This is a genomic window from uncultured Brachyspira sp. (assembly GCF_944390595.1).
Classification (GTDB): Bacteria; Spirochaetota; Brachyspiria; order Brachyspirales; family Brachyspiraceae; genus Brachyspira.
Map to the genome: position 1 here is coordinate 38,448 of NZ_CALXRN010000032.1, position 6,219 is coordinate 44,666.

Sequence of the window (6,219 nt, forward strand, 5' to 3'; positions counted from 1 at the left end):
TATGAATAATGTTAAAAAAGTTAAAAATAATAAAACTGTAATGAATAAAAAATTAGTAACTTTCAAAATACCTGCTACTTCTGCTAATATTGGTTCTGGTTTTGATAGTGTAGGACTTGCTTTAGATTTGTACAATGAAATACATATTTATTCTAATGAAAATTCTAAAAAGATAGAGTTTGAAATCAGCGGAGAAGGTGAAAATGAAATATCAAAAGATGACAATATGATACTTGATGCCATGAAATTGGTATATAAAAGATTAAAAGCAAAGCCGGATAAAGGATATATAATAAAATGTGTAAATAGAATACCTCTCTCACGCGGGCTTGGAAGCAGTTCTGCTGCTATAATAGGAGGACTTCTTTCTGCTAATTATATACTTGGCAATAAGCTTTCTATAGAAGATGATATATTAAATATGTCTGTTCAATTGGAGGGACATCCGGATAATGTATCTCCTGCCATACTTGGAGGAATAATATCCGGAGTTGTACGTAAAAATGAAGATTTCAAATATGTTAAAATTAATCCGCCTAAAAATTTAAAAGCAATAGTAGCTATTCCAAATTTTCATTTAAGTACTGAAATTGCTAGAAATGCATTGCCTAAAGAAATAAGTTTTAAAGATGCCATATTCAATATTTCAAGAGCGGCACTTTTAACATCGGCTTTATCTTCAAACAGACTTGATTTGCTTGAAGTGGCAACAGATGATAAACTGCATCAGGATTATAGGGCTAAATTTATACCTGGGCTTAAAGATTTATTCAAACAGGCAAAAGATTCCGGAGCTTATTCTGTTACAATCAGCGGTGCCGGTTCTTCAATACTTGCATTGGTAAAAAATGATGAGAAAATAATTAAAAAAGTTTCCGAATCCATGAAAAATAGTTTCTCTAAAAAGAAAATAGATTCTGAAATAAAAGTTCTAAATATTCCTGTGAAAGGTATTTTAATAAAATAAATTTTTATTTTGTAACATGCTGGTATTTTTTATCAGCATGTTTTTTATAGTTATGATATTATAGATTTTTTGGCATGTTCTAATAACTCTTCAGCATGTTTAATGCTTGCTTCTGTAATTTCTTTACCTGTAATCATTCTAGCTATTTCTTTAACACGCATAGAATCATCAAGTTCTTCAATTGTTGAAGTTACTATATCTTCTCCTTCATTTTTTGTAACTTTAAAATGATTATTGGCGTATATTGCAATCTGTGCTAAATGTGTAACACTTAAAACCTGTTTTCTTTTTGAAAGCGATGCTATCTTTTCTCCTATTACCTCAGCTATTCTTCCTCCGACTCCAACATCAATTTCATCGAATACGCATGTTTCGCAGTAATCTCCTATTGATAATACACTTTTTAATGAAAGCATTATTCTTGATATTTCACCGCCTGAAGCTATTTTTCTTAAAGGCTGGAACATACTTTGTTTATTTGGTGCTATGATAAATTCTATATTATCTATACCGCTGGAAGAGGCTTTAACATGTGAGCCGTCTATAACAAGTATTCCGTCATCGTCTTCATCAAGTGTTATTTCTACATCAAATTTTGTGGATGACATTCCTAAATCATTCATTTCATTTTCTATAGCTTTTATAAATTCGTCTTTTCTATTATGTCTTATTTCAGAAATTTCTTTTGCAAATTGCGAAGTTTTTTCTCTTAATGATTCAATTTCATTTTTGAGATTTTGAATATCATCTTCAGAGAAATTTAATGACTCCAATTTTTCTTTGGCTTCTTTTGCATAATTTATAATGTCTTTTATATTTGAGCCGTATTTTTTCTTTAATGTATTTATAAAGAAAAGCCTCTCATTTAAAGACTGCATTTCTTCAGGATCGAATTTAGTTTTTGCTCTTATTTCTGTCAATACGCTTTTTATATCTTCAAGATTTAATGTTATGCCTTCTATTTGAGAAGCCATATCAGAAAGTCTGTTATCATATTTTGATACAGCCTGCAATGCTGATATGCTTCTAGTAAGTTTTATATATGCTCCGGATTCGCTTCCGAATATATCTTTGTTAATAGAAGATAATGAAGATGCTATACTTTCAGCATTTGACATCATAGTTATATCATTTTTTATATCTTCATCTTCATTTGGCTTTAATTTTGCATTCTCTATTTCATCTATGGCATATTCCAAAAAAGATTTTTCTTTTAGGATTGTATTTTTATTTTGCAATATTTCATTGTACTGCTTTATAAGTTTTACTAATTTATTGTAATGCTCTTTATAATTTTCTAGTTTATCATCAATATTTAAATAGCTGTCATAAAAATTTAAATGATTAATAGGATTAAACAATGACTGATGTTCATGCTGTCCATGTATATCAACTATTAAATCCCCAAGTTCTTTTAATTCTGCAACTTTTACTCCAACATTATTTATGAATGATTTACTTTTTCCGTCTTTTGTTATTTCTCTTTTTATATTAAGCTCATCATTATTTATTTCTATATTCCATTCTTTTAATTTTGATTTTACTATGTTTGATGATGACTGCAGACTGAAACATCCTGTAACTATTAATCTGTCACCATTTGCTCCAACCATTCTAGTAGAACCTTTTTCTCCTGTTATAAGTTCTAATGCACTAATAATTATACTTTTTCCTGCACCTGTTTCTCCAGTTAATACATTAAATCCATTATTAAAATTAATTTTCAATTTATCTATTAGTACAAAATTTCTTATTTCAAGATATTTGAGCATTATCTACCCCAATTAAGTTTATTACGAAGTATATCATAAAATAATCTATTGGCACTTTGGAATATATAGCAGCTTCTATTGCTGACTTCTGCTTTTACAATATTATTATTATCAAATTTACATACTTCATATCCGTCTATAGTAATCATAGCTTTTAATGAATTGCTGGCTAATTCTAATTGTATGCTGTCGCCTTTAGGTATTACTAAAGGTCTGAATGTTAGTGAATGAGGAGCTACTGGTACAAATGAAATAGCATCAATAGTAGGTGCTAGTATAGGGCCTCCTGCACTTAAAGCATAAGCAGTAGAACCTGTAGGCGTAGCTATTACGACCCCGTCTCCTACAATAGATGATATCATTTTGCCGGATATTTTAATGTTTATATAAATTGCTCTTCCGCCGCATTTGCTTAAAACTAATTCATTAACAGCAAAATATTCTTTTACTTTTGAACTTTTAGTTGAAGATATTCTAACTGATAATAATGTTCTCGGTTCTATTTCATATAATGTTTTTCTATTATCAAAGTATTCCTCTAATATAAGGTATGCTTCATCCGGAGGAATTTCTGATATAAATCCTAATGTTCCGTTATATATAGGAAGAACTGATATATCATATTTTATAGCTATTTTTAATGCAGATAATAAAGTTCCGTCTCCGCCTATTGATATAAGCATTGATACATCTTTTAATTGTTTTATTGCTTTAATGATATTATAATATGTGGATATATCATAATCTACAACTATATCTTTTATATTATGCTTTTCTAATATTTTTTTTATATTTGCTACTATGATATTGGGGTCGCCTCTCATTTTATTAACGATGATCCCAACAGTATTTTTATTTTTTTTGTTGTTTTTTATATTACTTTCCATAATAAATTAATCTATCATTAAAAATAAAGTATAATTATAACAAACACTCATTAATATATCAAGGTATATATTGATAATTTTTTAATTTTGTATTAAACTGTCAATATGATTTTATTTAGTATATTTTATTTTTTAATATCTATTACCTTTACATTGATATGTGTTTTAGTATTATTTTTATTTTATCCATTTGTTAGAATATTCAGCAGAGTATCAGCTATAAATTATGTTCATTCTATAGCTAAGCTTTGGGGAAGCATAATAATGCGTTTAACTTTAGCGTCTTTCAAAATAGAAGGAAAAGAAAATTATGATCCTAACAAAACTTATTTATTAACACCTAATCATCAAAGCTCATTTGATATATTCTGCTGTTTTACAATATTTAGAAAATCTTATGCTTTTGTTTCAAAAGATACTTATGGAAAGGTTCCATTTATAGGGAAAGGAATGTCTCTTGCTAATTATATATTTGTGAAAAGAGGTACTGTAGGAGCGGCTAAGTCAATAGATGATATGGAAGAAAGGCTTAAATCAAATACAAGCATTATTATATACCCTGAAGGAACTAGAAGCGATAGCGGGGAAATAAAAAAAACTAAAAGGGGAATATTAAAGATAGCAGAGAGATGTCCTGATATTCCTGTGCTTCCGGTTGTTATATGCGGTACTAGAAATATTATGAAGGCTAGAAGCTTGAAAGTTTCTCCGTTTAGAAAAATAACAATTAGATTTTTGAAGCCTTTTTATTTTAAAGATATAGAAGGCGATGATAATGCCAAGTTAGATTATTGGTATGATGTAATGTCAAAAAATTACAATGAGTTAAAGTCTGAAAAGTAATTAATAGGTATTTACAAAGTTAAAATTATCTGTATAATATTAGCTATTAAATTATATGAGGTAAAATAAATGTCTGTAAAATGTGTTTGGTGCGGCAAACAAATAGAGGAAGTACAAGGTCAGGCTACTATGGATACCTGCGATGAATGCGAAGATTTTTTTGAAGAACATATTGATGATATATCAGATTCTTTAAATGAGCTTCTTAAAAAAAATGAATCTTCATCATCAAAGCCTACAGATAAAAAGGCTTGTATTAGTTATTCTCTTATAACAGCCATTCACATGTTAAGTTCAAAACCATATATAGAGTTTAAAGATTCTAAATATAAAGATTTACTTTCGGATAATAAAAAATGAGAAAATTATACATAATAACTTTTATATTTTTTTGTTTTACTGTAAGTTTAGTGCCAAAATCTCAGGAGAATTTTTACTGCGAATATTGCGGCAATAGATTTAATTCTGTCAAAATATTAACATCTCAAAACTGTATGCGTCATCCTAATGGTAATTATAAAGGAAAGCATAAACTTTATGAGGGAAGCGAAAAAGATGAGTATACATGTAAATATTGCGGTAATAAATATAAAACATTAAAACAATTAACTTCTGCAAAATGCATGCGTCATCCTAATGGTAATTATAAAGGATATCATGCTCCCACTTTATAATCTAGCTAAAAAATAACTTGACTATAAATAATTTTAAATATATATTTATTATATTATTCTTATTTAATATTCTTTTATATTCTCAGACTCCAGATGTTAAATGCATTACACAGAATAGTAGTTATAATAGAAATTCAGCTTTAATGTAATTCAAGATTTCCAGAACGTATATTATGTTATTGGGCTTCTAATTATAGTAAATTATTAAAGCACGGATAAAAATATGATGCTTTAACTCTGTAATTAGTATTAATTGATATTATACTTATAATATTTTTAATTAGTAATAAAATAAATTTATGTTGTAATGTAATGTAGTCAGCCACACATATAAAAGACTATCTATAATATTTTGAAATAAGGTGCCGGTTGATGCTACAGCTTGTAGGATGTTATTATGTTAGATTTAGTAAAAGAAAAACTATAATGGAAAAATTATAAAAAAGATAAAGTAGATTTTAATACAATCTCTAAATAACAGGTTTAAGTATACAGGAAATAGAAAAGTGATAATAACAAAATGAATATTATATAATTTTAACTTTATATTTGACAAAATATATTTTTTATGATATAATATAAAAACAGATTTGAGAGAAACTCTAAACTCTAAACTCTAAACTCTAAACTCTAAACTCTAAACTCTAAACTCTAAACTCTAAACTTGTTTAAAATTTAACTAGGGGTTAAAAGTTGTTTTTTACATTTTTATAATAATTAACTATAATTTAATTAAAAGGAAATAACAATGAATAATGATTTTGAAAAACAAATATAACCATTCTTTTTTGTAGAACATAAAAATAGTGCTTCTCTTTGCCTAAATATTGGAGAATATAAAACAGAAATATTTGAAGAAAGAGAAGATGAAGGTTTTGAAGGCGGAGGGTATGATTGGCAGTCTTTGGCTATAGTATTTTTAGAAGAAAAAGTGCCAGAGTTAAAAGGCATTATTGATTTTGATTCTGAGGCAAGTATGTTCTGTGCTTATAGTAGTAATATTGAAGCATTAAAGAAATTTGCTTTGTTATTTAAAGATGCATGCGAAGATGATAAACTTATAAGCGATTTATTTT

Annotated in this window: 6 protein-coding genes and 2 pseudogenes; 6 read left to right on the forward strand and 2 right to left on the reverse strand. The window is 27.5% G+C overall.

Going from position 1 to position 6,219, the window contains the following annotated elements:
- The first annotated feature begins 1 nt into the window (after position 1).
- Positions 2 to 967, forward strand: coding sequence for a homoserine kinase (gene thrB / locus Q0J90_RS01860; protein WP_297276291.1), 966 nt, complete (start codon positions 2 to 4; stop codon positions 965 to 967).
- Between the two features lie 50 nt (positions 968 to 1,017).
- Here thrB and recN read toward each other — a convergent pair whose 3' ends face one another.
- Both recN and Q0J90_RS01870 read right to left on the reverse strand, forming a co-directional pair.
- Complete coding sequence (gene recN / locus Q0J90_RS01865; protein WP_297276292.1) at positions 1,018 to 2,739, reverse strand: DNA repair protein RecN; 1,722 nt, start codon at positions 2,737 to 2,739, stop codon at positions 1,018 to 1,020.
- Positions 2,739 to 3,626 (reverse strand): NAD(+)/NADH kinase, encoded by an 888-nt coding sequence (locus tag Q0J90_RS01870; protein ID WP_297276293.1) that lies wholly within the window; start codon positions 3,624 to 3,626, stop codon positions 2,739 to 2,741. The genes recN and Q0J90_RS01870 overlap by 1 nt, the downstream gene beginning before the upstream one ends.
- A 105-nt stretch (positions 3,627 to 3,731) precedes the next feature.
- Here Q0J90_RS01870 and Q0J90_RS01875 point away from each other — a divergent pair, with 105 nt between their 5' ends.
- From Q0J90_RS01875 to Q0J90_RS01895, 5 genes and pseudogenes are all read left to right on the forward strand, one after another.
- Positions 3,732 to 4,469, forward strand: coding sequence for a 1-acyl-sn-glycerol-3-phosphate acyltransferase (locus tag Q0J90_RS01875; protein WP_297276294.1), 738 nt, complete (start codon positions 3,732 to 3,734; stop codon positions 4,467 to 4,469).
- A 69-nt stretch (positions 4,470 to 4,538) separates the two neighbouring features.
- Complete coding sequence (locus Q0J90_RS01880) at positions 4,539 to 4,829, forward strand: hypothetical protein (protein WP_297276295.1); 291 nt, start codon at positions 4,539 to 4,541, stop codon at positions 4,827 to 4,829.
- The gene (locus Q0J90_RS01885) at positions 4,826 to 5,143 is read left to right on the forward strand and encodes a hypothetical protein (protein WP_297276296.1); all 318 of its coding nucleotides are present in this window, start codon (positions 4,826 to 4,828) and stop codon (positions 5,141 to 5,143) included. Before Q0J90_RS01880 ends, Q0J90_RS01885 begins: the two co-directional genes overlap by 4 nt.
- Before the next feature lie 92 nt (positions 5,144 to 5,235).
- A pseudogene (locus Q0J90_RS01890) lies at positions 5,236 to 5,359 on the forward strand (PD-(D/E)XK nuclease family transposase); the annotation flags it as partial.
- A gap of 577 nt (positions 5,360 to 5,936) precedes the next feature.
- Positions 5,937 to 6,219, forward strand: a pseudogene (locus tag Q0J90_RS01895) (immunity 51 family protein); the annotation flags it as partial.

What these genes read in the sequence shown, in the direction of transcription:
- thrB (WP_297276291.1), top strand. Translation starts at nt 2, where the DNA reads ATGAATAATGTTAAAAAAGTTAAAAATAATAAAACTGTAATGAATAAA.
- recN (WP_297276292.1), bottom strand. Translation starts at nt 2,739, where the DNA reads ATGCTCAAATATCTTGAAATAAGAAATTTTGTACTAATAGATAAATTG.
- Q0J90_RS01870 (WP_297276293.1), bottom strand. Translation starts at nt 3,626, where the DNA reads ATGGAAAGTAATATAAAAAACAACAAAAAAAATAAAAATACTGTTGGG.
- Q0J90_RS01875 (WP_297276294.1), top strand. Translation starts at nt 3,732, where the DNA reads ATGATTTTATTTAGTATATTTTATTTTTTAATATCTATTACCTTTACA.
- Q0J90_RS01880 (WP_297276295.1), top strand. Translation starts at nt 4,539, where the DNA reads ATGTCTGTAAAATGTGTTTGGTGCGGCAAACAAATAGAGGAAGTACAA.
- Q0J90_RS01885 (WP_297276296.1), top strand. Translation starts at nt 4,826, where the DNA reads ATGAGAAAATTATACATAATAACTTTTATATTTTTTTGTTTTACTGTA.